The following is a 26,368-nucleotide window of genomic DNA, read 5'->3' on the forward strand; positions in this document are numbered from 1 at the left end:
TTAGTGTTATTAATTATTAAATATTCAGTTTATTCGGTAGACTAAATTATAAACTATTGTTAAATAAAGTAAAAATGGCTTTACATTTTAAATACGTCACTAAATGTACCAAATGTTAAAAATCATTGAAAAATCGTGGTTGACGTACTTTGTTGCTCTAAATAAAACGTTGTAGTTGAAGAGGAATTAAAGAAATGACGTATAGATGACGTAGTTATTAATTGTATATTAGGTAAAAAAATAAGGTCGTTATTTGATATTTAACAAATAATCAGTAATAGAAATGTCATTTTCTAAATTTAACTTCTTTTTTAACCTATATCTATGCGTTTCTACACCCCTATGAGAGATATTCATTAAAGGTGCAATTTCTTTTGAAGAAAGATTCATTTTTATGTAGGCACATATCTTTAAATCCTTTGGAGTTAGCTTTGAATGTTTTGCTTTTAAGATTTCGAAAAACTCATCATGCACTTGACTAAAGTTATTTTCAAAAACGGCCCATTCATCTTTTAGTACAATAGAATTATCTAATTTTTTTAATAATTTTTTAAAGGTGTAGTGATTGTCAAAGCCTTCTTTATGAACCATTAGATCTCTTTTAATTTCCTCAAGGATTTCATTTTTCTTCACCAAAGCCATCGCATTATTGGCTAGCTGTTTACTTTTAAGCTTAATTTCTTTTTGCAAAGATTCATTCTTAAACTCTACAATTTGTTTTTCGTTTTCTAACGTCTTTTCGCGTAGTAATTTTTCTTGTTCTTTTTGGTACTTTATTTTTATAAGACGCTGTTCTTTTGCTATTTTTTTATTTTGCAAAACATATAATAGTGCAATAATTAAAAGTGCAATAATTGCGTATAGCAAGAACCCAAAAGTATCTCTATACCAGGGTGGTAATACATCTATATGTAAATTTTGAACAGTTGATACATTTCCTGAATTCCCTTTAGCTCTAAAGGAAATTGTATATTCTCCGTCTTTAAGGTTAGAGAACTCTATTTTATCGTTTTCTGCTTTGTACCATAAATTCCCTGTGTTAGATATTTTGTATTCAAAATAATGGTTTACAGACTTTGAAGAAGACAGCGCTACCGTAATATTTTCATTAAAATTAAAACGGACTTCATTGTTTTTAATCTTAGATAGATCAATAGGAATTCCGTCTACAGATATAACTTCTATTTTTGGCTTTTGTAAACGATTATTAGAGGCTGTGGTATTATTAATCATCATAAAACCATTGTCTAAATTTAAAGCATAAGCAGAATCATTTACTTTAGATACATTTTCGTAACCTATAATGTACCTGTTTTTTAATTGATCATCACTTAAAATGAGTAGTTCGTCATCATTAGAGAAGGATTTAAAATTAATAAATCCATGATTGTTTTTCAGCGCAAAAAGATTCGTGTCATCTTCAGATATAATATAACTATGCTTTCCTAACTTATTATTAAGTAGTTTATAAGGAATAATAGAGTCTAAAATAGGTTCATATTTCTGCCAACCTTCACTTGTTTTAAAACTAATATTGTTCTTAATATTATAAACCCTTATATTATAATTAGAGCTAATACCTTTTTTTTCATAATTCTCTACACTACGTATGGTTTCATAATCTTCATCAAACTGAATCTTATAAACGCCTTTGGTTTCATGTGCAACCCAAGCTGTGTAAGAATTTTCAAATACTAAAAAGCGAGAAGGTATTAAGGCTTTGTCAAATTGTTTTACAGTCCATTCTTCATTTTTCTTTTCAAATTTCACCAATCCAGAATAGGTACCTTGAATATAGGTATCATTTCTTTCTGGAACTTTCTTTATTGTCCAGCCTCCAGTAAAATTAGAGATCTTTTTAAAAGTATTCGTGTCTACTAAAAAGGTTCCTTCATTATGACCACAAAAAAGCTCGTCACCTATAATTGTTAAATCCCAAACCTGACCTTGCGAACCTTCTATAAACACTAATTGATCATTAGCATCAAGTTTAAAAAGCCCAGTATTAGTTCCGATATAAATAACACCCTTGTATTCAATAATATCATAAACAGCACCTAGCTTCCCAGAAACATCATTAAAGAAATAATTACTACTGCTTAGTTCTATATGAGCAATCCCATTATCTAACCCCAACCAAAGGTTGTCTGAATCATCTAGTGCTTGACCTAAAACAGTATTATTTAATAAACCATTCTCTTTACTGATATGAAATTTTAAGTTGCCTAAATGATCCGTTAAGAAAACACCGTCTTTTATAGTTCCAAAAACCATTTCTCCATTTTTTAAAATAGAAAAATCATTAAGTTGATGCAGTTTAATGGCTTCATTTATCTCGAAACCGGTAGGAACTAGTTTTCCTTTCTTTAGAAAAAAGCTTCCTTTTAGAGAGGTCATCAACAGAAGTTTATCTTCATATTTGTTGATAGCTATAATCTTGGTATCTAAAAGCAAGTCATTAGAATAAAAAGGTGCTAGTTTATTATCTTTAAGTAAAAAAACACCTCCATTTAAAGTACTAACATATAAATCATCGTCAATAACACTAAGTGAAATAAGTATTGAGTCAGACTTTAATTGTACAATACTTTTATAATCATATATATAAATATTTAAGAAAGAACGAAAAATTATTTTGTCTTTATACTTTACAATGCTCCATATTTCTTCATTAGGAGAAATCTTGTTGAGAATCGTATCACTTAATGATTGGTATTTAAGGATTCCGAAATGATCTCTTTCCCAAAAGCCAAATTCTTCGAACGAACCTGTGTAAATGATATCATCTACAGCTAAAACTGACCGAACGGTTGTTTTATTAGGTAATTGATACAGTTTCCAAACCAACGCATTATATTCTAATAAGCCACTATTATTAGCAACATATACTTTACCATTTTTAGATCTTGTAATGTCCCAATTTTGGTTACCAGCTTTGTATTCTGCCAGCGTATAGTTTTTTAGACTAGGAGAAAATTGAGCATTTACAGCTGTTATAGATATGTAAAAGAAAAGTATGCTTAAAATTTTTAAATGTTTTGTCATTACGATTCGTTAACTAATTTGATGTGTTTTTAAGACGCACTAAAAATACTGTTTTTAATCTTTTTGATACTCTAAAATATCCGCAGGTTGACAATCTAGTGCTTTGCAAATTGCTTCTAAGGTAGAAAAACGAACGGCCTTTGCTTTGCCAGACTTTAAAACGGATAAGTTTGCGGTTGTAATGCCAATGATTTCTGCCAATTCTTTACTCCGCATTTTGCGTTTGGCAAGCATTACATCTAAGTTTACTATGATTGCCATATTATATTGTTAAGTCGTTTTCTTGTTTTATAAAACTTCCACTTCTAATTAAATGAGCTATAATTAAAATAAATATACCTGTAATAAACAAATATAAATTTTTAGGAATGATGTATCCTAATGAATATCCAAAGTAATATGAATTGCCTTGATTCATTGAGTTGTCATTTAATAAAAACATAAATTTTAAAGGTATTTTAATTAAAATAAGAATGGAGTTAAAGATTATTAGACTTTTACCTATAATAAATAATTGAGCTGCATTCCTCTCTTTAAATACACTATTTCTATTTAGAGAATTAGATACTTTTATAAAAATAAATAAATTATAAATTAAATAGAGTAGTAAGCCTAGCATTATAATTGAGATAAAAAGAAGTACATTTTTATTTATATTTTCAGGATATGAAACACTAAGAATCATATTTAGCTTTTCAAGTTTATCTATAAATAGAAAATAAAAATTCTGTATTTGAAGTATTACCAAGTATAGTATTCTAAGAAGGAATAAGACTGTAAACCATTTTAAAAATTTAGAAAGTGTTTTCATAATTTATATTGTTAAGTCGTTTTCTTGTTTCTGATGTTTTGCGATTTTAAAGATTTCACTTAAAACTAAAAAAAATAAACCTAAACAGATAATAACTAAATGCTGATTCAAACCGAATTCTAAAGATACTTTTTGTTCAAAATATACTTTATTGATTATAGAAATTGTGAATGAAATAATTCCGGAAACCAATAATAGATTCCCTGCCTTTTTGAAGGATGAAATAACGGTTTCTTCAAATATTTTTACTCTTACAAAGTGGTTTAGTACTTTCTTGAAAAAATACAAAGCAGCAACAATTAATAAATAATTTAGTGCAGAAATAACAAGAAGTGTTTTTGAGAATAGTGTATCGGTATTAAGACCTATTGAGTTTATTTTTATGTTTAAATCACCTAGGTCTACAAAGAAAATAGCAATAGAAAATCCGATAATAACCAAAACTATTGGCATGGATAATATCCAAAGTAAATCTACAATTGCTTTTAAAATATTAATTTTTCGCATAGATTATATAGTTAAATCGTTTTCTTGCTGTAATAAATTTCCTTCTTTAAAAATTTCCGCTAATATAAATGCAATAAGCATAAATATTAAAGGTGTAAAATTTAGAGAAAAATTAGTCATGACTCCTTGCTGAAAACGAAGCTTAAAATAACTGGAGAGTAGAAAAATAATAAAAAGATATTTCCCTATTTTTCTAAAGGAACGAACGTTGTTTTTTTGAAATGTATTCAGGTTTTTAACAGATTGCATTATTTTTTGAAATTCTGTAATCGATAAAAACATAAAAAATAAGACAGCACTAAATTTAAGATAATTAATAAATAAGGATGATGTTTTTATTTTACTTAAAGTATATACATCCTTATCTTCAAGTTGGGGTTTACCGGGAAGTCTCATTTTAAATCTACTAGATTTGGTAATTTTAAGAAAATCTGAATTTTTATACTTATAATTGACTTCTTTGTAGGAATCTGGTGAAAATTGAACATGTATAAAAAGTGTTGTTAATGCTATAAATAGAATTACATAGAAAACCTGTATTGTTTTACAAACAACAACTGCAATATTTAATAGTTTATTTTTTCTCATGACTTTACATATTTGACATTGCAAATATATAAAAATTATCGAAAAACAATAATAAAATATTAAAAAAAGGTAATTTTAAACTTTTTTGATAACGCTTGTTACAATTCCCCAAATCATAAAATCATTCTCTTCTGTGATTTTTATAATAGGATAATTAGGGTTTTCTGGTTGTAACCAAACTTCATTTTTTTCTACACGTAAACGTTTTACAGTGAAATCGCCATCTAAAAAACAAACAGCAATTTTATTGTTGGCAGGTTCTAAACTTCTGTCAATAACCAATAAGTCGTTGTCATCTAAACCTGCATCAATCATAGACTGACCTTTTACTTTAGCAAAAAAAGTAGCGTCTTTGTTGTGGATTAATTCATCATCTAAAGAAATTCTAGTTTCTCTAAAATCATCTGCAGGCGAAGGAAAACCAGCAGAAATACCAACATCCACCAAAACAGCTCCGTTACCAGAAGAAGCTTTAGGTGTAAAAAAAGTAAGGTTTTTAGTTCCGTTCATAATGTTTGCAAATTATAACTTTTCTTTAAATGTTAGAGATATTTTTTTGTAATTAAAATACAGTCTTACAATTATTACAAATGCATCTTGTTTTTTCTAAAAATGGGAATAACATATAGAATATGTTTTTCCTTTTAAGAGGTGCAATTAATATTTGTGTAGCGTTACAATTCGGACAAAAAATATCATTTCCATTTTCATCCTTTTGATAAACTCTAATCTCATTGTAAATAGTTGCCGCTTTTTCAAAATCATCTTTATGAACCAACAATTTTACACCCCCAATTGCATTACTCACTAAAGGATCGGTATCTATGGTTTTCTCATCCATTAATAAGGTTTTGAAACCTTCGGAATCTAATTTGGTTTTTGTTATATGTGCTTCTGTAGAATATTCAAAAACGGCTAAAATTTTGTAATTATCATTCATGAAAATATTATTTATTATCAACTTAAAGGTTAAAACCTTATAATTATGAGATTCCTCCTCGTTCCTCGTTTGGGATGACAAACTGAATTAAAAGAATTTTTTTCTTTTATTAAAAATTATGGAGTTCTAATCCAACGAGGTTTATTTAACGATCAAAATATCGTTAATATTTGTGGTAAATCTAGCGGATAATCGTTCTTGACGCATTTTCCAAGTGCGGTTTAAATCTTGATTTCCTAATTTAATTTTGTCTGCCTTAAATTTACGATTTAATTTGTCTATTGCAGACATTAAAGGTTTGTGTTTAGGGTTTTCGTTTGAAAATAAATTCAACTGAAAATTATCATTAGGCACTAAACCAGTAACAATTACACCTGCTCTTTTATATTTAACACCTGCTTTAAAAATGGTTTTTACAGCTTCTACAGCTGCGTTAGCAATGGTTAAAGTAGAGTCTGTAGGGGAGGAAAAAACAACTGTTGTACTTTCTCTATGTTGTTGAAATTCTTTTTTATGTCGATCGCTAGAAAGTTGCACAATAAGCATGTGACAACTAGATTCTTGATTGCGTAATTTTTCTGCACAACTAGCTGCAAAGGTAGAAATGCGTTCTTTTATATTGTCAATATCAGAATAAGTGTATTCAAAGCTACGTGTGGTAGCAATCATTTTTTTTGATGAAACTTCTTCTAACGGAATTTTAGAAATACCTTGTAGGTCTTTTTGCAAGCGCCATGCTACAATAGAAAATTCTTTTAAAACCCAATCGCTAGAAAGTTGTGTAAAATCGTATGCGGTAATACAACCTTTTGCTTCCAATCTTTTTTTTAAACGACTCCCGATTCCCCAAACATTGCCAATTTTTGTCCATTTTAAAGCTTTGATTCTTTTTTCATCAGAATCTATAATACAAACTCCTTTCGATTGTTTAATGTTAGATCTCGCAATTTTATTGGCGACTTTTGTCAATGCTTTGGTTGGCGCAATTCCAACGCAAGTTGGTATACCTGTCCATTTTAAAATACGACTTCTCATTTTTGTAGCGTATTCCTGCAGGTCATAATTTTCAAATCCTTTTAATTGTAAAAAAGATTCATCAATAGAATAGACTTCTACATCCGGAGAAAAATCAGCCAAAATATTCATTACTCTTGCACTCATATCTCCGTATAACGGATAATTAGAAGACAAAACCGTAATGTTATTTGTTTTACAAAAAGCATCCCATTTAAAAATAGGCGCACCAAAAGGCAGTTGTAATTTCTTAGCTTCATCGCTCATAGAAATAACACAGCCATCATTATTACTTAAAATAGCAACGGGTTTTCCTTGCAAGTTCGGGTTAAAAACCCGCTCGCAAGAAGCATAAAAATTATTACAATCTACTAGTGCAAACATGCTATAAAAGTACCTAAAAATAGCAGGCAAAATTGCGTTGTTAATATCTTAATCTGTTAAAAAATAAATTGATTTTACTTTTTTTTTAATTTTGTATCTTTGAAAAAAGTCAATTAAAATGGATTTACAAACTAGAAAAATAGAATTTGTTCAAGAATTTCTTAAACTACAAAGTGAAGAAGTTATTTCTCGTTTTGAAAAAATTTTAAGAAAAGAAAATGGAAACTCTAAACAAGAAGAGTTTAATCCTATGTCTATTGAGGAGTTTAATTCACGAATCGACCAGTCTATAAATGACTCTAAAAATGGAAGATTAATAAGTTCAGGTGAATTGAAGGCCAAAATTGAGGAATGGAATTAAATCTATTTTGGACTGAATTTGCTGAAAATGAACTTGAGGGTATTTATAAATATTATCGAGAAAAAGCAGGAATTGTAATTTCTAAAAAACTTGTAAAAGGAATTTATAATGAAACGCTTAATTTAAAAAATCAACCAGAAATAGGACAAATTGAAGGGTTATTAGAAAATCGAAAAGAAGAATTTAGATATTTAATTTACAAAAACTACAAAATAATTTATTGGATAAATTCTAAGGAAAGCAGGATTGAGGTAAGTGATGTTTTTGATACTCGACAATCCCCTTCTAAAATTAAACGAAATAAATAAAATTAGTTTATTTAAGGTTTAATAATCAGTGAAGGCATGATAAAAATGAATGTTTTTTAATTTCTTTTAATAATTTTACTATAAGCACTTTTCATTTTTTTTATTACAATCTCTATTTCTTCTATATCTAAATGTCCAAAACCAAAACGAATGGCACAGGTATTTTTATCTTGATACAAAATGGTTTTTGGTAGAAATAAATCATTTTTTTCTGCTTCTTTTGCTAATTTTACCAATGAGATTTTTTCTTGAAATTGGATCCAAATAGCTAATCCCCCAGAAGGAATTTCCCATTTTGCTATTTCAGAAAAATGTTGGTTTAAAAGTTGGCACAAACAATCGCGTCTTTGTTTATATATGACGGTATTTTTTTTCATTAAACGAGAAATTTCACCCTCATAAATCAATTCAGATAACATTTGTTGCTGAATTAAATCGCCTTGTTCGTCGAGCAATTGTAAGTAATTTTTTGCTTCTGAAATTAAATTTTCTGGAGCAATTACAAATCCTGTCTGAAAACTAGGGAATAAAGATTGTCCTAATTTACCTAGATAAATAACCATTCCGTCTCCATCGGCACTTGCCATTGGCAACATAGCAGAACCTGTAAACTGAAAATCGTAATCGTAATCATCTTCAATAATTGCAAAACCAAATTCTTTAGCCAATTGCAACAAGGCCAAACGGCGTTCTGCACTTAAAGTTACTGTTGTTGGGTAATCTCTATGCGCACAGATATACATACATCGAATGCTTTTTTTGATAAAATGTTTTCTAATATAATCTACATCCAACCCATCAGCATCTACTGGAATTGTTTTTATGGTTGCACCTGCTTGCTGAAAAATCATATTAGCAGCATAATTACTCAAATTACCTACTAAAACAACATCGTTTTGTTTGATTAATAATTGAGAAACAATGTATAAACTCATTTCTGTACTACGCGTACTTATTAAATTGTTTGGGTTTATGTGAAAACCTCTTGTTGCATTTAAGTAATTACAAAGTTGTGTTTCAAATAAAGAATGGAGAGATTCATTTGATTTATTCCATTTTTTAATTAATGTTTTACGTTTCATGGCTGCACCATACCATCTAGAAAACTCATGAACAGGATGCAAACGTAAATCTGGTTTTCCGTCATTTATAGTGTATTGTGCTTTTGATAATTGAATAGTAGATGCTAAGTGAAATGATTTTTGAAATGGAAACCCAGTGGATTTAGCTGTTTTATATGCTTCATTTATTTTTTGAGAAGGCGCTTTTATTTTTACTATTTTTAATGATGGTTCTATAACAAATGTACCTTTATTAGGAATGATTTCTACCCAATCTTGTGAGGCTAATTCTTCGTAAATTGCAACTGCGGTATTTCTGTGAATTTTTAAAGTCTGACTTAAAACACGGGTTCCAGGTAAAAGAGTTCCTTTTGAGATATAGCCACGTTGTATGGCATTTATAATTTGTTGCGCAACTTGTATGTAAACAGGTTGAGGTGTCGATTTATCAAAATTGATTAATTGTTCAAATAAAGTATTAACCGGACTATCTCTCATTTTAAAACTGGACTATTTTAATCGTCCGGAAAGTTACGAGTTTTGCAGCAGATTAAAATCACTAATTATGAAAATTAAAATTACTCTTATAATTGTATTGTTTTTTGCGGCCTTTCAAATGCAAGCGCAAGTAGATCCCATAAAAAGAGATACTTTAAAAGAGGTTGTTATTACTTCTACGAGAATAGATTTGCCTTTTAAAGAAAATTCGAGAACCATAAATGTTATTTCATCCGAAGTAATAAAAAATAGTGCCGCTACAAATGTTGCCGATTTATTACAACAAGTGGCGGGTGTAGACATTAGAAAAAGAGGAACTGCTGGAAGTCAGGCAGATTTATTTATTAGAGGTGGTGGTTTCGACCAAACCTTATTATTGGTTGATGGAATTAAAATGGATGATTCTCAAACCGGACACCACACTTTAAATGCTGCTTTACCAATTGAAGTTATCGAGAGGATAGAAGTTATAAAAGGTCCTGCTGCACGAGTTTTCGGTCAGAATGCATTTACAGGAGCTATAAATATTGTTACTAAAAAGAAGTTAGCGAGTAAAGCAAGTATAAATATAGAAGCTGGTTCTTTTGGTCAATTTAATAGTTCTGTAACTTTTGGAGAAGAATATGAGAATGCTTCTTTTATTGCTCATGTTGGTGCATTAACATCTGATGGTTATAGAACTAATTCTGATTATGAAAATAAAAATTACGTCTTAAAGGGTGTTTTTAATAAGAAGAGGCAGGCTATTGAAGTTTTAGCTACTTTTTTTGATAAGAAATTTGGCGCACAAAATTTTTACACACCAACCTCTTATGGTTTTAGTGAATATGAAGAAACTCAGAATAGTGTAATTGGAGTTACAACTACTTTTAAAACTGATAAATTAAAAATTACACCAAGAGTTTATTGGAGGAGAGGGCAAGATATTTTTCTTTTAAAAAGAGAAGATCCTAGTTTTTCTAGAAATTTACACATTACTAATAAAGTAGGTGTAGAAACAAATGCTTCTTATACTTCTAATTTAGGAATTACAGGTTTTGGTGTAGATATTTCTAAGGTTTCTATAAATAGTAATAATTTAGGAGATAGAAAGAGAACTATGGCGAATTTATTTTTAGAACATCGTTTTAAATTAGCTAATGATAAGTTAGATCTTACTCCAGGAATTGCAGTTACTTATTTTTCAGATTTTAAATTTCATGCCTTTCCAGGTTTAGATGTTGGTTATCAATTATCAGATAAATTAAAAGCTTATGGAAACTTGGGCTTAACGTATAGGATACCAACTTATACAGATTTGTATTATAATAATAGTAGTACAAAAGGAAATCCAAATTTAAAGCCAGAAGAAGCTTTTGCACAAGAAATTGGATTAAAATATAATTCAGAAAGATTTACAACTTCTGTTGCCATTTTTAATAGAGATGCAGATAATCTAATTGATTTTATTAGACCAGACACAGATCCTACTTCACAATATGAGGCAACTAATATTGCAAAAGTAAATACCAGAGGTTTTGAATTGAATGCAGATTATCGTTTTAAATTAAATGAGTTTAATCAGACTTTATCTTTTGGATATAATTTTTTAGATGATGACATTTTAGATCAGAATAAAGAGTTGTCTCGTTATTCTTTAAATACGTTAAGACATCAATTTATAACTCGTTTTTCTTCAAAATTATTTAAAAATGTAAGTCAGAATATTATTTACAAACACGCAGAACGTACTATTGGTACAAGTTATAATGTTTGGGATGCTTCTGTAATTGTAGATTTTAACAAATTTAGTTTTACAGTTACTGCAAATAATATTTTTGATGCAGAATATATAGAATCTGGTTTTGTACCAATGCCACCAAGTAATGTGTTGTTTGGTTTGCGTTATAGTTACTAAAAAGAAAAAATAGCTATGAGTGAAGTAAGGCATAATTGGACAAAAGAAGAAGTTTTAAAAATTTATAATAAGCCATTAATGGAGTTGCTGTATGAAGCTGCAACAGTTCACAGAAAACAACATGATCCTAATGTGGTGCAGGTGTCAACCTTATTATCAATAAAAACAGGAGGTTGTTCAGAAGATTGTGGGTATTGTCCGCAAGCAGCAAGATATCATACCAATGTAGAGGGTAATGATTTAATGACTGTAAACCAGGTAAAGGCACAAGCATTAAGAGCAAAGGAAAGTGGAAGTTCTCGTGTTTGTATGGGAGCTGCATGGAGGAATGTAAAAGATGGGCCAGAATTTGATAGCGTCTTAGATATGGTAAGAACCGTAAATAAGTTAGATATGGAGGTTTGTTGCACCTTGGGTATGGTAACCGAAAATCAGGCTAAAAGGTTGGCGGAAGCTGGTTTGTATGCGTATAATCATAATTTAGATTCATCAGAAGAATATTACAAAGAAGTAATTTCTACAAGAGGTTATCAAGATCGATTAGATACTATAAGTAATGTACGTAAAACGAATGTTACAGTTTGTTCTGGCGGAATTATTGGCATGGGAGAATCTGCTGTAGATAGAGCAGGAATGCTAGTTGCGTTGTCTACTTTAAATCCGCAACCAGAATCTACACCAATTAATGCGTTAGTTGCGGTTGAAGGAACTCCTTTAGAAGCTGAAAAACCTGTGGAAATTTGGGATATGATTAGAATGGTTGCTACCACAAGAATTGTTTTACCAGAAACACAAGTTCGTTTGTCTGCAGGTAGAACTCAAATGAGTAGAGAAGGGCAGGCAATGTGTTTCTTTGCTGGGGCAAATTCTATTTTTGCTGGAGATAAATTATTAACAACTCCAAACCCAGATGTAAATGAAGATATGAAGATGTTTCAATTATTAGGTTTGAACCCTCAAAAACCATTTACTAAAAAAGTTCAATCAGAAACCATTGCTGCAGAAGATTCTAAATATCAATCTTTAGAAGAAAAACCAAAATGGACGAGACCAAACCATAAAATTGAAAGAAATGAAGCGGCCAAACAAAAAGGTAAGCTGCTAAAAGGTTAAAAGTAATTTTCCTTCTTTTAATTGATTTAAGAAATGAATTATGTATTTAATTTAGATGTTATAGCAACTATTTTTTACATAAATAAATTATTTAATTTTAAAAGGCCTTGATCTATTTTATCAAGGCTTTTTCTTTTTTGATGAATTTTTCAAAAAAAACTGTAACAAAATAGATTCTTTAACTACTTATAAGAGAAGCTTAATTATACCAACTCACTTTAATCTTATTATTTCTAGAATAAAAAAGAGGTTACAAAAGTTTAAAATCAACTTAATAAGAGCGCTCTTAAAAGTTGATTTGAATCAAATGGTATCGTGCTTTATATTGATGGAATAAATCTCTTTATTCAGTCAAAAACATTTATCTTTAATCTCTTTTAAAACAAACTGCTATGATGGAATGGTTTCAAGAATTAACTTCTTTTCAAAAGACCTATTGGATAATTACCGGGATTTCTACTTTTATGTTTTTGTTGGTTTTAATATCAACAATAATTGGTGCAGAAACAGATGATATTGGTGACGTAGATGCAGAAATTGATGCAGATACAGGTGCAGGATTTCAATTTTTTACGTTGAAAAATTTAGTCGCTTTTTTTGCCATTTTTGGTTGGAGCGGTATTGCTAGTATAGATGCAGGAAACTCTAAAATAGTTACTGTAATTATTTCTGTGTTTTGTGGCTTGGTAATGATGTTTGTAATGGCAGCATTATTTTATTACATCAGTAAATTAAGTTCTAGCGGAACCTTAAAAATGAAAAATGCCTTAAATTCTATTGGCGAAGTCTATTTAACTGTAGGTGCAAATAGATCTAAAACAGGTAAAATTCAAATTAAAATTCAAGGAGCTTTAAGAGAATTAGAAGCTTTAACAGATCATAATGAAGATTTAAAACAAGGAAAAATTATAAAAGTAATAGAAGTAACGAACAACGGAACATTAATTATAGAACCTCAAAACTAAAAAATAACTATGCTAAACTTTATGATATTACAAACTAGTCAATTTGCTGGATTAATCGGAATCGGAATTGCAATTCTCTTCGTTTTTATATTGCTAATTGCAATGGTAAAAAGATATAAGAGATGTCCATCAGACCGAATTTTGGTGGTTTATGGAAAAGTAGGTGGAGGAGAATCTGCTAAATGTATTCATGGTGGAGCTGCATTTATATTTCCGGTAATTCAAGATTATCAATTTTTAGATTTAACACCTATTTCTATTGAAGTAAATTTGGTAAATGCACTTTCTAAGCAAAATATTCGTGTAAATGTTCCTTCAAGATTTACTATTGGGGTTTCTACAGAACCAGGAATCATGCAAAATGCTGCAGAAAGATTGTTAGGTTTAGACCAAGATAGCATTCAAGATTTAGCACAAGAAATTATATTTGGTCAGTTACGTTTGGTAGTTGCATCGATGGATATTGAAGAAATTAACAACGACCGTGATAAGTTTTTAACCAATATTTCTCAATCTGTAGAAACAGAGTTAAAGAAAGTAGGGTTAAAATTAATCAACGTAAATATTACAGATATTGTTGATGAATCTGGTTATATAGAAGCTTTAGGAAAAGAAGCAGCTGCGCACGCAATTAACGCGGCACGTAAATCGGTTGCAGAAAAAAATAGAGATGGTTCTATTGGTGAAGCAAATGCGGTACAAGATGAAAGAACACAAGTTGCAGCAGCAAATGCACAAGCAGTAGCTGGGGAAAATACAGCAAAAATTAATGTAGCAAATTCAGACTCTTTAAGAAGACAAAGAGAGGCAGAAGCAGAACGTACAGCAATTGCATCAGAAAAAGTACAAACAGCAAATGCATTAAAAGAATCTTATGCTGCAGAGCAAGAAGCAGAGGTTGCAAGAGCGGAAAGAGAGCGTTCTTCTCAATTAGCAGATATTATTGTACCTGCCGAAATAGACAAACGTAAAGTAGAAATAGACGCAGAAGCAAGAGCAGAAAACATTAGAAGAATTGCAAAAGGTGAAGCCGATGCAATTTTATTTAAAGCACAAGCGGAAGCACAAGGTTTGTTTGAGGTTTTAACAAAACAAGCACAAGGTTTAGATCAAATAGTGAAAGCTGCTGGAAACGATTCTCAAAATGCAGCCTTATTATTAATTGCAGATAAATTACCAGAATTGGTAAAAATACAAGCAGAAGCTATTAAAAATATTAAGATTGATAAAGTTACTGTTTGGGAAAACGGAGGAGGAGCAGATGGAAAAACATCAACCTCTAACTTTATTTCTGGAATGTATAAAGCGGTACCGCCTTTACAAGAAATGTTTAATATGGCAGGTATGGAGTTGCCAAGTTATTTAAAAGGAAAAGATATCCCTGCGGAATTACCTGCTGAGGTTATTGATACCAAAGATAACTAGTTTATAAACATACAAGTTTTAACGGAAGCCATCATTTATTTTTTAAATGATGGTTTTTTTGATATATAATTTATTGCAGAAGATTTAAAGTGTTGATTTTTAAACAGGTATTAATACGGGGTAAATACATTGCTTGTATTTAGTAAATTGCGGTTTAAAATAAATATCCCCTAGCTTATGAAATCTTGTCCGAAATGTAAATCTGAATCTAGACATAGAATGATGAGAAAAGGAATTGTAAAGATTATTCCAGGAACAAGAGGTTATGCTTGTGATAATTGTAATACACAGTATGCATGGTTTTCTTTTATCAATCGTACGTTTAGAGTGTAGTAAAAAAGCCATTCTAAAAGAGTATAATCTTTTTATACAGAACTTGTTTCTGTGACTCTGTTTGCTCAAAATCAGTATTTATAAGAACTTGATATCAATTCAGATTTCCCAAAATTTCTTATTATATAAGCTTTCTTTTTTGTATCCTAGTTTAGTATATAAATCAGATAATTTAGAATAGAATTATCTTGTTGTAACTTGCTAAATTTCAGGGGTAAACCAAACAGACTAATTATGAAAGCTTGCCCAAAGTGTAAATCTACATCTAACCACAGAATGAGAAGGGGGGCATTTGTTAAAATGATACCAGGTACTAAGGCTTATGCTTGCGATAAGTGTAACACGCAGTACACTTGGTTTTCTTTTATCAACCGTTCTTTTAAGGTATAAAAAAAGCCTCACTTTTATTAAAGTGAGGCTTTTTAATTGCTTTTATTTTGTTTAGTTAAACAACCTAAAGATATCATTTCCGTTTGCGAAAAGTAATAAAGCTATTAAAAGAATAAAGCCTGTTACTTGTGCATATTCTAAAAATTTATCTCCTGGTTTTTTACCAGTTATCATTTCCCAAAGGGTAAAAACAACATGACCACCATCTAAAGCAGGTATTGGTAAAAGGTTCATAAAACCTAACATAATAGATAAGAATGCTGTGATGTTCCAGAAAGATTCTGCGCTCCATTCCGAAGGGAAAATACTTCCTATAGAAATAAATCCACCTAATCCTTTATAAGCTCCTGTGCTTGGGTTAAAGATCTTCTTTAATTGTTTTATATAGTCTGTAAGTGTTTTTACAGATTTGTTCCATCCTGCAGGAATTGCTTCTGCAAAAGTGTATTCGATATTCGCTAAATCGTAGTAGCCAAGTCTTTCTAAGTCTTTAGAAGGTAATAAGCCAAAACCAACACCTAATTTACCGTCATTGGTAACTTTTACAGCGACATCTTTTGTTTCGTTTTCTCTTTTTATGGTAACAGAAATATCTTGATTTTTAAACTTATTTAATTCAACCTGAGCTTCATCAAAATACTTTATTGGGTTTCCGTTAATGGCAACAACAATATCTTTCGCTTTTAAATCAGCATTTTTATTTGGTGAATCTTCAGAAACACTTGTAATAGCAAAAGGATATCTAGGTAGTAAAATTACACCAGCATCTTTACCTCTGTCTACTAATTGAGAGATAAAATCTTCTGGAATTACTTTATCAATAACTTGTCCTTCTCTTTCAATCTGAAAATTATTACCGTTTACAAAACCTAGAGTTAGTTCGTTAAATTTTTTAATTTTTTCTCCATCAATAGTTAAAACTTTATCTCCGGTTTGTAAACCTAAGTTCATCGCTAAAGAATCTTGTACCCAAACACCGTCTTTTACATTCTCGTTTGGTAAAAAGTTTTCACCATAAGCATACATTAACATAATGTAGATAAAAATACCTAAAACAAAGTTTACAAAAACTCCACCCAACATTATAATTAGACGTTGCCATGCCGGTTTAGAACGAAATTCCCAAGGTTGCGGTGGTAAAGCCATTTGCTCGGTATCCATACTTTCGTCTATCATACCAGATATTTTTACATATCCACCAAGAGGAATCCAACCAATACCATAAACGGTATCACCAATTTTTTTCTTAAAAATAGAGAATTTATAATCAAAGAATAAGTAGAATTTTTCTACTTTGGTTTTAAACAATTTTGCAGGGATAAAGTGCCCTAACTCGTGCAATACAATCAATAAAGATAAACTTAAAATAAATTGTGATGCTTTTATTAATATTTCCATTCAGCGTTAAATCATAGTTAAAATAGTCGCAAATGTACGTTTTTAAAGGTAGTTGCAAAAGAACAAATTGAGGTACCTTTTTAATTTAACAAAGATTTTGGAAACTATTCCCTTTTGTTTTTTTCTCTAAGGTTTTATTAAGTCGTAAATTTGTTGTCACAAAATTATCTTATGGAGTTTAAAATCTTTAAAAAGTCTATTCCTCTACTTATCTTTTTTGCGGTGTTTTCTGCAATTTCACTTACAGTTTATTATCATTTATTAAAGGTAGATACTCGTCTTAAAATTTTTAACCCTATTGATGTAAACCCGAGATTGGTAGACGATAGTATGGTGCATATTCAAAACAACCATACCATTGCAGACTTTAAACTGACCAATCAAAATGGAGAAACGATTACTAATAATAATTATAAAGATAAAATTTACATAGCAGATTTCTTTTTTACCCGTTGCCAAACAATTTGTATTGCCATGGCGTATAATATGGGAGAGTTGCAAGAGTTTTATAAAGATGATAATGATATTATGTTTTTGTCGCATTCTGTTACTCCAGTTATGGATAGCGTTTCTGTTCTAAAAGAATATGCAGATAGAAAAGGGGTTATTGATGGGAAATGGAATGTAACTACAGGTTCTAAAAAGCACATTTATGAGTTGGCGCGAAAAAGTTATTTTGCAGTTTTAGATGAAGGAAATGGTGATGAAAGTGATTTTATACACACAGAACAATTTGTTTTAGTTGATAAAGACAGACGAATTCGTGGGTATTATGATGGGACGGAGAAAGAGGATATGGAGAAACTTAAAAATGATATTGTTTTGTTAAAAGAAGAATATGCTTCTGAATAACTTGTTTAGAATCATTCTAAATGATTATATTTGCCTTCCAAATAAAATTCATTGAGCACAATAGCTACATTACGTAAGGGAGAGATAGGATATATTTCTGAAGAGTCTTTAGATTTTATTCCTTTAAAATTGTTAGAAATGGGCTGTCTACCAGGAGCTGAGGTTCAGTTAGTTCAAATAGCGCCATTAAAAGATCCTTTATATATTTGCGTAAACGGTAGTCATTTGGCAATAAGAATAGAAACAGCTTCTAAAATTCGAATCCTTAAAGCGCATTTATAATGTCTAAAAATGATATAAAGGTTGCTTTAATAGGGAACCCAAATACCGGAAAAACATCACTATTCAATCAACTTACAGGTTTAAATCAGAAAGTTGGAAATTACCCGGGAATTACTGTTGATAAAAAAAATGGAGTTAGTAAACTATCTGCTACTCAGAATGCAATTATTACAGATTTACCAGGTACCTATAGTATAAATCCTACTTCTTTAGACGAGAGTATTGTTTTAAAGACCTTGTTAAAAAAGGATATTAAAGAATCTCCAGATGTTATTTTAGTAGTGGCAGATGTAGAGAATTTAAAAAGAAATTTACTACTTTTTTCTCAAATTAAAGATTTAGAAATTCCAACAGTTTTGGCAATCAATATGGTTGACCAAATGAACAGAAAGGGAATTACTATCGATTTATCTTTATTAAAGAAAGAATTAAATACAGAGGTAGTTTTAATTAGTGCAAGAAAGAATGAAGGAATAGATGATGTAAAAGCGGCAATTATTCGTTGTCATGTTGCTGCAAAAGCTTCTCCTTTATGTGGAATCAATCATCAGATTGATCCAGATTATTTTGATAAGTTAAAAGAAATTAGTCCTAATTATTCTTTGTATGAATTATGGTTGATGGTAACGCAGAATAATTATCCAGACACAATTTCATCAGAAGAAAAACAAAAATTACTTAACTTTAAAAAAGACGTTTCTAAGTTGAAAAAATATCAACATAAAGAAACTATTTATCGTTATCAAGAAATTAATAAAATACTTAAAAAGACCTATATAGTCGATAAAACCAAAGCCAAAGACCTTCGTGGTAGGCTAGATAGGGTTTTTACGCATAAGGTTTTTGGTTATTTTTTCTTTGTATTTTTATTGTTGATTATCTTTCAATCTGTTTTCGATTGGGCTTCAGTACCTATGGATTTTATAGATACTAGTTTTGCTCAAATTGCAGATTTTGCAAAAAGTAATCTGCCAAATGGAGTGCTTACAGACCTGTTAACTGAAGGGATAATACCCGGAATTGGAGGTGTCATTATATTTATTCCACAAATTGCCATTCTATTTTTATTTATCTCAGTTTTAGAAGAAACGGGGTATATGAGTCGTGTGGTGTTTTTAATGGATAAAATTATGCGCCGATTTGGAATGAATGGTAAGAGTGTAATTCCGTTAATTTCTGGAACTGCTTGTGCAATTCCTGCAATTATGGCAACAAGAACAATTGCTAGTTGGAAAGAGCGATTGATTACTATTTTAGTAGTGCCGTTCACTACATGTTCTGCGCGTTTACCTGTATATGCTATTTTAATTTCTTTAATTATTCCTGATACAAAAATCTTCGGATTCTTAAATTTACAAGGTGTAGTTTTGTTATTGTTATACGGATTAGGGTTTGCAACAGCAGTGATAGCGGCTTATATATTGCATAAAACGTTAAAGATAAAATCGAAGTCGTTTTTTGTGGTAGAAATGCCAAATTATAAATTACCATCTGTTAAAAATGTCTTTTATGAGGTGGTTGAAAAAACAAAATCGTTTGTTTTAGAAGCGGGAAAAATCATTTTAGCGTTGTCTATCGTTTTATGGTTTTTAGCTTCAAACGGACCAGCTTCTTTTGAGAATGCAGAAAAAAATACGATTGAAAATGTTGCTAACCAGGGTTTAACAGATCAAGAGTTACAGCAAAAAATAGCCTCTGTAAAGTTAGAGAATTCTTATATTGGTATTCTTGGTAAAACAATAGAGCCATCTATTAGACCTTTAGGGTATGATTGGAAAATTGGGATTGCTTTAATTACATCTTTTGCCGCACGAGAAGTGTTTGTAGGTACGCTTGCAACCATTTATAGTGTAGAAGCAGATGATGAAAATACATCTACTATTAAAGAAAAGATGAGGTCAGAAATAAATCCAGATACCGGTGGTAAAAGATTTAATTTCCCTGTCGGAATGTCTTTAATGGTTTTTTATGCCTTTGCAATGCAGTGTATGGCAACCTTAGCTATTGTAAAGCGTGAAACGAAAACTTGGAAATGGCCATTGATCCAATTGTTCGGAATGGGCTTAATGGCATATGTTGCTTCATTTATAACCTATCAAATTTTAAGTTAATGCAAGAAATTATAGCATATATATTAGTTGTTTTAGCCGTAGCTTTTTTATTAAGAAAATATGTTTTTCCTTCTAAAAAAAAGAAAGGATGTAGCGCTGGTTGTGGTTGTTAATTCGCTTTTTTATAGCTATTTAAGATGTTTTTCTACTACAAATCTTCATGAAATGAGGGATGTCAGTTTGTGTCTGCTTAATTCCTTTTATTACCGCTTCATTATGTTTAACATGAAATTAGTAAAATAAGATTGTAAGATTTTTTATTTTTGATGACTGATCTTTATATCACCTCATAAATTATAAAAATGAAAAAAACAATTCTATTATTTGCTGTTCTTGTACTTTCAATTCTTTCATCAACAGATACTTATGCTCAAAAATTTCCAAGATTAGATGTGAGTCCTTTAGATGTTGCTGCCTACCCAAGTGATTGGAGGAATTCTGATAAGTTAGTAAGAGTTATTTACGGAAGACCACAATTAAAAGGAAGAGCATTGTCTTCTTTGGCTGAGGTTTCAGATAAAGGCGTTTGGAGAACTGGTGCTAATGAAGCTTCTGAAATTACTTTTTTTAAGGATGTTTTATTTGGAGGAAAAAGCGTAAAATCGGGTACATATACGTTGTTTTCGGTTCCTGGTGATAAAGAATGGACGCTGATTCTTAGTAATGTTAGAAACGTATGGGGACATTACACTTATGATGAAAAGGATGATGTTATTAGAGTTCCTGGTAAAGTTTCTGAATCTGAAAAAAGTATTGAAGCTTTTTCAATTGTTTTTAATGAAGGAGAAAATGATACGGTTATCATGCATTTAGGTTGGGACAATACGGTAGTTTCGGTTTCCTTACAAGAGGAAGTGGATTTAGAAGAATAGGTTTTCTTATTACAGTCTTGGTAGAGTATTAAAGCTTTACTGCTTACTTTAGATAGTTGGTCGTTTACTTCCATGTAAAACCTACTTAAGTATGTAATATTAAAAAGCTTCATTATTTTGTTTTCTTATTAGAGAGCAAAATAATGAAGCTTTTTTAATTACTTTTAATGTGTTTTTTGTATTATTTACTTCCCCATTGGAATTACAATAATTCCAGAGAATTTTTCTTGAAATTTTATTAGATCTTTATCAGCCTCTAATTTTGTTTTGTAATTACCCACTTGTACTTTCCATTCTGGAGCGTAATAAACTAGTTTCGAGAAATTTCCGGGAAATTCTGCTCTAAAACGAGCCATAAACTGTCTTGCTTTTGATTCGTTTCCGTTGTAAAGTTGAATTCTATATCCAAACCCAAAAGTGCTATTGAAACTTCTTTTTTTAGAAACAATATCCTTTATTTCTGCAGATTCATTTGTGCTATTTTGTGAGAAAGAATTGTAACTTGTTGCTAATAAAACAATCAAAAACGAGAGTGTTGTTAATTTACTTTTCATGCTTAATTTTATTTTGTACAAAAATAACGACTAGTTTAGGAATAAATTAGATTAAACGCTTATTTAGAATAATTATAAATTATGTTTTACATTCTTTTAGCTTTTCAAACCTTAGGAAGAAGTATTACTTTTGTCAAACGGAAAAAAATGACTTTTGTCATTTTATATTAGATATTTTTAATCAAAGTTTAAATATGAAAAGTGTAGAACTGCACAATAGACTAACCACATTACTTCTTAAAAGTATTACTTTTCTCCTAATTTTTGCATTCAGTGTATCTGCTTATTCACAAGATATAGATGAGGCGCGCCAAAAAGAAGGGAAAAAATTATTTAAATCGTTATGTGCTTCTTGTCACAAGTTAGATAAGAAATTAATTGGACCAGCTTTGGCTGGTGTCGAGGAAAGAAGAGAAAATGATTGGTTACATTCTTGGATTAAAAATAATGCAGAATTAAGAGCTACTGGAGATTCAGATGCTAATGCAATTTTTGACGAGTACAATGGAGCTGCAATGTCTGCTTTCCCTCAGTTAACTGATCAGAATGTAGATGATATTTTATATTACACCACTGTAGGTGAGCTTAAAAAAGTAGGTGAAGTGGCGGCAGGTGATGCTTCTGCAAATGTTTCTTCTGCAGGTGCTCCAGGTTGGTTAATATATGTGCTATCTGCGGCTATTATTGTTGCTTTTTTAATGATTGCTAGTTTGTTAAAACAAGTTAGTGAATTAAAAGGTGATACTGCTCCAGGGGAAGATTCAAATCTTAAAAGAGATTTACATGAGCTTTGGGCGGGTATAATGAAAAATACTTTCTTAAAAGTTTTAACTACTATATTTTTAGTGTTAATTGGTATTTATGTCTTATTCGGATTCTTATTTCAAGTAGGGGTAGATGAAGGGTATCAGCCTATTCAGCCAATTGCATTTTCACATAAAATACATGCAGGAGATAATAAGATAGATTGTCAATATTGTCACTCATCAGCAAAACATAGTAAAACATCTGGTATACCATCAGTAAATGTTTGTATGAATTGTCACTTAAATATTTCTGAAGTTGCAGATGATACTGTTGTAGAATTAGGAGATGGAGTTGTTCTTGGAAAAGAAGAATTAGATCTTGAAATTGCAAAGATTTATACAGCCGCTGGTTGGGATGCAGATAACTTAGAGTATACAGGTGAAACGGCTCCAATTAAATGGGTGAGAGTTCATAATTTACCAGATTTCGTTTATTACAATCACTCACAGCACGTAACAGTTGCAGGTATCGATTGTCAAAAATGTCATGGACCTGTAGAGGAAATGGATGAATTGTATCAGCATGCTCCATTAACAATGGGTTGGTGTATAGATTGTCATAAAGACACTAAAGTGGATTTAAAAGGTAATGATTATTACAAGAAAATTCATGAAGATTTGGCAAAGAAATACAATGTAGATCAAGTTACCATTTCACAGTTAGGTGGTAAAGAGTGTGGTAAATGTCACTACTAATTAAAAAGAATTAAAAATTAAAAGATTACAAAACTGGGTGTTTTCTAGTTTGAATCTTTCAATCATTAAATAAAAAGTATAAATGGCTTCAGACAAAAAATACTGGCAAAGTGTTGAGGAACTTAAAGGTAGTTCTATTGTTGAAACGTTAAGTAAAAACGAATTTGTGGAAGAACTTCCATCAGATGAGTTTTTAGGTGATAAAGAAACTTTAGAGAATTCTTCTACTTCACGTAGAGACTTTTTAAAATATGTTGGTTTTACTACAGCTGCAGCTTCATTAGCAGCTTGTCAGGGACCCGTTAGAAAGGCTATTCCTTATGTTGTAAAACCAGACGATATCATTGCTGGTATTGCAGATTGGTACGCAACTTCAATGGCAGATGGTTATGATTTTGCAAATGTGTTGGTAAAAACACGCGAAGGGCGCCCTATTCAAATTATGCCTAATAAAGAAGCGGACGGAACAACAAGTGCGAGAGTACAAGCTTCTGTTTTATCTTTATATGATGAACAATTACGTTTAAAAGAACCTCAAGATAAAGAAGCTTTTTTAACTTGGGCAGATGCTGATTCTAAAATTGGTGCAAAATTAAGCGAGTTAAAAGAAGCAAATAAACCTGTTGTATTATTAACAGGTACAATGGCAAGTCCGTCTACGGATAAAGTTATTGAAGGCTTTATTGCTGCAAATCCAAATGTAAAACATGTTGTTTATGATGCAGTTTCAGAATCTGGAGCGGCAGATGCTTTTATGGCAATGTACGGTAAACGTGTGTTACCAAATTATCATTTAGAAAATGCAAAAACAATTGTTTCTTTTGGTGCTGATTTTCTTGGAGATTTCCACGGAGGTTTAGAGAAGAAATATATTGCTGGTAGAAAACCAGAAAAAGGATATATGTCTTACCATGTACAGGTAGAGAGTAATATGTCTTTAACAGGTGCTAATTCTGATAAAAGAGTGGTTGTAAAACCATCTGATCAGGTATTTGCATTGTTAAACTTATACAACGCTATTACAGGAGCAAATGTTCCTTCTAAAGCAACTTCTGTAGATGCAACTATTAAAAAATTAGCTTCAGATTTAAAGAAAGCTGGTTCTAAAGGTGTTGTCTTAACAGGATTGAATGATAAAAATGCACAATTAATCTCATTAGCGATTAATAAGGCATTAAATAGTGAAATTATTGATACAAAAAATACGCTAAACATCCGTAAAGGAAATGATGCTGAAGTTGCTCAATTAGTTTCAGATATGAAAGCTGGTAAAGTATCAGGATTAATTGCATACAATGTAGATCCTGTGTATTCATTATCAAATGCATCAGATTTTTCTGAAGGATTAGGTAAACTAGAAATTTCAGTAGCATTGTCTACAGAACATAATAGCACTACTGCTTTAATGGATTATGCATTACCAACTCCACACTTTTTAGAGTCTTGGGGAGATGCACAGTTCGATTCTGTAACGTATGGTTTAATGCAACCAACAATTCAACCATTATTTAATACACGTCAGGTTCAAGACACGTTATTAAAATGGTCTGGAGATACTACAAAATATTACGATTATTTAAAAACATACGCAGCTACCAATGTTTTAGGTGGTGCTTCATGGAACAAAGCTTTACATAATGGTTTTTTCAAAAAAGACCTTTCTTTAGAAGAAGAGGGAGAAGCTTTTGAATCTACTGTTGTAATTTCTGATATTGCATCAAAATTAGCAAGTTCAGCGAAGAAAGCTTCTGGTTTTGAATTAAACTTATATACTAAAACAGGTTTAGGAGACGGTAAACAAGCAAACAATCCTTGGTTACAAGAGTTCCCTGACCCTATTACAAGAGCTTCTTGGGATAATTACTTAATGATGTCTATGGCAGATGCCAGAGAATTAGGTTTTTCTAATCCTGTTAAAGATAACGGTGCTATTAATGGTGATTACGCCAAAGTATCTGTTAATGGTGTTGATGTTGTTGTTCCAGTAATGGTACAACCAGGTCAGGCTATTGGTTCTGTAGGTTTAGCATTAGGTTACGGTAAAACTTTTGGTTTAAAAGACGAAATGAAAGTTGGTGTTAATGGATATCCATTATACATTAACGGAAACAATATTCAGTACGGAGTTACAATAGAAAAAGTATCTGGCACCCATAAATTTGCTTGTACACAAGTACAAAAAACAATTGCAGGTCGTCATGATATTTTAAAAGTAGCTTCTTTAAAAGAGGTAGTAAGTAGTGTAGATCCAAAACATTCTTGGAACAAGCCTGCTTTTGTATCTTATGATCATCAGGAAGTTGAAGCAAAATCTATAGATTTATGGGAAGAGCACAACAGAGAAGTTGGTCATCACTTTAACTTATCAATAGATTTATCATCTTGTACAGGTTGTGGTGCGTGTGTTATAGCATGTCATGCAGAAAACAATGTACCAGTTGTAGGTAAAAATGAGGTTAGAGTTGGTAGAGATATGCACTGGTTGCGTATTGATAGATATTACTCTTCTGAGGTTGCAACAAGAGAAGAAGCGAAAGCAATGGGCTTAAGCGGTGGAGACTTGTATAAAGCGATAGAAACGGAAGCAGAAAATCCAGAGGTTACTTTTCAACCAATGATGTGTCAGCACTGTAATCATGCTCCTTGTGAGACTGTTTGTCCAGTTGCAGCAACATCTCATGGTCGTCAAGGTCAAAACCAAATGGCATATAATAGATGTGTTGGTACAAGATATTGTGCAAACAACTGTCCTTATAGAGTTCGTCGTTTTAACTGGTTCCAGTATTCTAATAACAAAGAGTTTGACTTCAATATGAATAATGACTACGGTAAAATGGTTTTAAACCCAGATGTTGTAGTTCGTTCTAGAGGGGTTATGGAAAAATGTTCTATGTGTATTCAAATGACACAAGCAACAATTCTAAAAGCTAAAAAAGAAGGAAGAGCTGTTAATACAGATGAGTTTGAAACAGCTTGTTCATCAGCTTGTACAACAGGTGCTATGGTTTTTGGAGACATAAATAACGAAAAAGACGAAGTAGCAGCATTAGCAGAAGACAAGAGAGCTTATCACGTATTAGATTACTTACAAACGAAACCGAATGTAGTATATCAAGTGAAAGTTAGAAATACAAACGAAGCGTAAGAAAATTTTAAA

The 26,368-nt window shown here is 30.9% G+C and carries 25 protein-coding genes; 14 read left to right on the forward strand and 11 right to left on the reverse strand.

Annotated elements, in window-relative coordinates; translation table 11 throughout:
* Positions 1-249 precede the first annotated feature (249 nt).
* From GQS57_RS05855 to GQS57_RS05890, 8 genes are all read right to left on the reverse strand, one after another.
* Positions 250-3,045: a LuxR C-terminal-related transcriptional regulator gene (locus GQS57_RS05855; RefSeq protein WP_165731638.1), complete on the reverse strand. Its 2,796-nt coding sequence runs from the start codon at positions 3,043-3,045 to the stop codon at positions 250-252.
* A gap of 54 nt (positions 3,046-3,099) precedes the next feature.
* Entirely contained in the window at positions 3,100-3,306 is a 207-nt protein-coding gene (locus tag GQS57_RS05860) for a helix-turn-helix transcriptional regulator (protein ID WP_165731639.1), read from the reverse strand.
* Position 3,307: 1 nt separating this feature from the next.
* Positions 3,308-3,856 (reverse strand): DUF2975 domain-containing protein, encoded by a 549-nt coding sequence (locus GQS57_RS05865; protein ID WP_165731640.1) that lies wholly within the window; start codon positions 3,854-3,856, stop codon positions 3,308-3,310.
* 3 nt (positions 3,857-3,859) lie between these two features.
* Positions 3,860-4,363 carry a DUF2975 domain-containing protein gene (locus GQS57_RS05870; protein ID WP_165731641.1) on the reverse strand — a complete coding sequence of 168 codons (504 nt, stop codon included), beginning with the start codon at positions 4,361-4,363 and terminating at the stop codon, positions 3,860-3,862.
* 3 nt (positions 4,364-4,366) lie between these two features.
* Positions 4,367-4,951 carry a DUF2975 domain-containing protein gene (locus tag GQS57_RS05875; protein ID WP_165731642.1) on the reverse strand — a complete coding sequence of 195 codons (585 nt, stop codon included), beginning with the start codon at positions 4,949-4,951 and terminating at the stop codon, positions 4,367-4,369.
* Positions 4,952-5,026: 75 nt separating this feature from the next.
* Entirely contained in the window at positions 5,027-5,461 is a 435-nt protein-coding gene (locus tag GQS57_RS05880) for a LexA family transcriptional regulator (protein WP_068447326.1), read from the reverse strand.
* A gap of 52 nt (positions 5,462-5,513) precedes the next feature.
* Positions 5,514-5,891: a DUF2007 domain-containing protein gene (locus GQS57_RS05885; RefSeq protein ID WP_165731643.1), complete on the reverse strand. Its 378-nt coding sequence runs from the start codon at positions 5,889-5,891 to the stop codon at positions 5,514-5,516.
* A 141-nt stretch (positions 5,892-6,032) separates the two neighbouring features.
* Positions 6,033-7,289, reverse strand: a complete 1,257-nt coding sequence (locus GQS57_RS05890; protein WP_165731644.1) for a Y-family DNA polymerase — start codon at positions 7,287-7,289, stop codon at positions 6,033-6,035.
* Between the two features lie 118 nt (positions 7,290-7,407).
* Between GQS57_RS05890 and GQS57_RS05895 the strand changes: the two genes are divergently transcribed.
* Positions 7,408-7,650 carry a hypothetical protein gene (locus GQS57_RS05895; RefSeq protein ID WP_165731645.1) on the forward strand — a complete coding sequence of 81 codons (243 nt, stop codon included), beginning with the start codon at positions 7,408-7,410 and terminating at the stop codon, positions 7,648-7,650.
* Complete coding sequence (locus tag GQS57_RS05900; protein ID WP_165731646.1) at positions 7,641-7,958, forward strand: type II toxin-antitoxin system RelE/ParE family toxin; 318 nt, start codon at positions 7,641-7,643, stop codon at positions 7,956-7,958. Before GQS57_RS05895 ends, GQS57_RS05900 begins: the two co-directional genes overlap by 10 nt.
* 56 nt (positions 7,959-8,014) lie before the next feature.
* Here GQS57_RS05900 and GQS57_RS05905 read toward each other — a convergent pair whose 3' ends face one another.
* Positions 8,015-9,517, reverse strand: a complete 1,503-nt coding sequence (locus GQS57_RS05905; protein ID WP_165731647.1) for a PLP-dependent aminotransferase family protein — start codon at positions 9,515-9,517, stop codon at positions 8,015-8,017.
* 67 nt (positions 9,518-9,584) lie between these two features.
* Here GQS57_RS05905 and GQS57_RS05910 point away from each other — a divergent pair, with 67 nt between their 5' ends.
* The 5 genes from GQS57_RS05910 to GQS57_RS05930 all read left to right on the forward strand — a co-directional run bounded on the left by GQS57_RS05910 (position 9,585) and on the right by GQS57_RS05930 (position 15,250).
* Positions 9,585-11,414 carry a TonB-dependent siderophore receptor gene (locus GQS57_RS05910; RefSeq protein ID WP_165731648.1) on the forward strand — a complete coding sequence of 610 codons (1,830 nt, stop codon included), beginning with the start codon at positions 9,585-9,587 and terminating at the stop codon, positions 11,412-11,414.
* 15 nt (positions 11,415-11,429) lie between these two features.
* Positions 11,430-12,527 carry a biotin synthase BioB gene (gene bioB / locus GQS57_RS05915; RefSeq protein WP_165731649.1) on the forward strand — a complete coding sequence of 366 codons (1,098 nt, stop codon included), beginning with the start codon at positions 11,430-11,432 and terminating at the stop codon, positions 12,525-12,527.
* A 392-nt stretch (positions 12,528-12,919) separates the two neighbouring features.
* A complete protein-coding gene (locus GQS57_RS05920; RefSeq protein ID WP_165731650.1) occupies positions 12,920-13,492 on the forward strand; it encodes a hypothetical protein in 573 nt (190 codons plus the stop codon).
* 21 nt (positions 13,493-13,513) lie between these two features.
* The gene (locus GQS57_RS05925) at positions 13,514-14,917 is read left to right on the forward strand and encodes a flotillin family protein (protein WP_165731651.1); all 1,404 of its coding nucleotides are present in this window, start codon (positions 13,514-13,516) and stop codon (positions 14,915-14,917) included.
* 177 nt (positions 14,918-15,094) lie between these two features.
* Complete coding sequence (locus GQS57_RS05930; RefSeq protein WP_165731652.1) at positions 15,095-15,250, forward strand: hypothetical protein; 156 nt, start codon at positions 15,095-15,097, stop codon at positions 15,248-15,250.
* Between the two features lie 441 nt (positions 15,251-15,691).
* On the opposite strand, the gene rseP is transcribed toward GQS57_RS05930, so the two are convergent.
* Positions 15,692-17,038, reverse strand: a complete 1,347-nt coding sequence (gene rseP / locus GQS57_RS05935) for an RIP metalloprotease RseP (protein ID WP_165731653.1) — start codon at positions 17,036-17,038, stop codon at positions 15,692-15,694.
* 171 nt (positions 17,039-17,209) lie between these two features.
* On the opposite strand from rseP, the gene GQS57_RS05940 reads away from it, so the two are divergent.
* From GQS57_RS05940 to GQS57_RS05960, 5 genes are all read left to right on the forward strand, one after another.
* Positions 17,210-17,890: an SCO family protein gene (locus tag GQS57_RS05940; protein WP_165731654.1), complete on the forward strand. Its 681-nt coding sequence runs from the start codon at positions 17,210-17,212 to the stop codon at positions 17,888-17,890.
* A 51-nt stretch (positions 17,891-17,941) separates the two neighbouring features.
* Entirely contained in the window at positions 17,942-18,172 is a 231-nt protein-coding gene (locus tag GQS57_RS05945; RefSeq protein WP_165731655.1) for a FeoA family protein, read from the forward strand.
* Positions 18,172-20,283, forward strand: a complete 2,112-nt coding sequence (gene feoB, locus GQS57_RS05950) for a ferrous iron transport protein B (protein WP_165731656.1) — start codon at positions 18,172-18,174, stop codon at positions 20,281-20,283. Before GQS57_RS05945 ends, feoB begins: the two co-directional genes overlap by 1 nt.
* Positions 20,283-20,396, forward strand: a complete 114-nt coding sequence (locus tag GQS57_RS05955; protein WP_165731657.1) for a FeoB-associated Cys-rich membrane protein — start codon at positions 20,283-20,285, stop codon at positions 20,394-20,396. Before feoB ends, GQS57_RS05955 begins: the two co-directional genes overlap by 1 nt.
* Positions 20,397-20,585: 189 nt before the next feature.
* Entirely contained in the window at positions 20,586-21,155 is a 570-nt protein-coding gene (locus GQS57_RS05960) for a DUF2911 domain-containing protein (RefSeq protein ID WP_165731658.1), read from the forward strand.
* Positions 21,156-21,340: 185 nt separating this feature from the next.
* On the opposite strand, the gene GQS57_RS05965 is transcribed toward GQS57_RS05960, so the two are convergent.
* Positions 21,341-21,709: an SPOR domain-containing protein gene (locus tag GQS57_RS05965; protein ID WP_165731659.1), complete on the reverse strand. Its 369-nt coding sequence runs from the start codon at positions 21,707-21,709 to the stop codon at positions 21,341-21,343.
* A gap of 194 nt (positions 21,710-21,903) precedes the next feature.
* Here GQS57_RS05965 and GQS57_RS05970 point away from each other — a divergent pair, with 194 nt between their 5' ends.
* Positions 21,904-23,211: a cytochrome c3 family protein gene (locus GQS57_RS05970; RefSeq protein WP_165731660.1), complete on the forward strand. Its 1,308-nt coding sequence runs from the start codon at positions 21,904-21,906 to the stop codon at positions 23,209-23,211.
* A gap of 82 nt (positions 23,212-23,293) precedes the next feature.
* Positions 23,294-26,356 (forward strand): TAT-variant-translocated molybdopterin oxidoreductase, encoded by a 3,063-nt coding sequence (locus GQS57_RS05975; protein ID WP_165731661.1) that lies wholly within the window; start codon positions 23,294-23,296, stop codon positions 26,354-26,356.
* Positions 26,357-26,368: the final 12 nt, after the last annotated feature.

The organism is Polaribacter sp. 20A6 (assembly GCF_011378915.1).
Taxonomy (GTDB): Bacteria; Bacteroidota; Bacteroidia; order Flavobacteriales; family Flavobacteriaceae; genus Polaribacter; species Polaribacter sejongensis.